This window comes from Ignatzschineria sp. PL_is040, from assembly GCF_055813795.1.
The window spans coordinates 1-1,201 of the sequence record NZ_JBVPGU010000027.1 but is presented as its reverse complement, the minus strand read 5'-3'; the positions used below and the strand labels follow the sequence as shown (position 1 = coordinate 1,201).

Annotated in this window: 1 protein-coding gene; it reads right to left on the bottom strand. The window is 37.1% G+C overall.

What is annotated here, in order from left to right; genetic code table 11:
- Positions 1 to 52 precede the first annotated feature (52 nt).
- A protein-coding gene (locus tag AC0SAP_RS10295; protein ID WP_473384102.1) for an IS3 family transposase occupies positions 53 to 1,128 on the bottom strand; the annotation gives its coding sequence in 2 pieces (ribosomal slippage) (positions 53 to 867 and positions 867 to 1,128; 1,077 coding nt in all).
- Positions 1,129 to 1,201 lie beyond the last annotated feature (73 nt).

Sequence of the window (1,201 nt, the reverse complement as noted above, 5' to 3'; positions counted from 1 at the left end):
CTGTAATCCTCCCCTTTTTAACTCCATTTAAAAGTAGAAGATTCTCTAAGGTTTATTGAATCTGGCATGGTGGCACAGATCCAATGGCTGAATGAGGTCTTTCGTTATTATAACTCCACAACCATTTCGTGGAATAAATTTGAACATCATCTATGGTTTCAAACAAATAATTTGATAGTAGTTCCTCTCTGACGGTTCGGTTAAAACGCTCAATATAAGCATTCTGTGTCGGTTTTCCAGGCTGAGTATAAATCAAAGTGATCTTTTGGAAATTAGCCCAATCGACTAATTTTTGACTGATATATTCAGGACCGTTATCACATCGAATCGCCGCAGGTTTTCCTCTCCATTCAATAATTCTTTCCAATGCACGAATCACTTTTTCTGTCGGTAAACTAAAGTCAGCATCTACGCACAATCCTTCTCGATTGTAGTCATCAATCACATTAAATGTTCGGAAATGACGGCCATTTTGTAAACTATCGGACATAAAATCCATAGACCATGTTTGATTTATATCTGTTGCTATTCCCAAGGCTTCTGGTCGATTTCTGATAATCCTTTTTTTCGGTTTTATCCGTAGATTCAGCTCTAATTCCCGATAAATTCTTAAAACTCGTTTATGATTCCATCGGAACTTTTGAATATTTCTCAAATAATCAAAACATAAACCAAACCCCCAACGCTTATGAGCTTTAGTCAACTTTAGCAACCAAGTTTCAATGAGCTTGTTTTCTGACGTAGCTTTGGCCTGATAGTGAAAAGCTGTTTTGCTAATTCCAAATATCTCGCAAACCAAACGAATGGAGATATCTTGAGTCTTTAAAACAGCTTTAGCCATCTCTTTTCGTTGAGATGGCTTTACCACTTTCCCTCTAAAGCTTCTTGACGAATACGGGATTTAAGACACTCTTCGGCATACATTTTTTTGAGCCTTGCATTCTCCGCTTCTAATTCTTTTAGCCGAGTAATCATCGAGGCATCCATGCCACCATATTTTGAACGCCACTTATAAAATGTCGCCGAACTAATCCCATACTCTCGACATAAATCGGTCACTTTCACGCCTGATTCATTCTGCTTTAAGATCGACATGATTTGTGTGTCTGTGAATTTTGATTTTTTCATCGCTATTTTCTCCTGAGTAAATGATACGAGAAAATTCTACTTATGATCGGTATTATTTTTAGGGAAGATTACA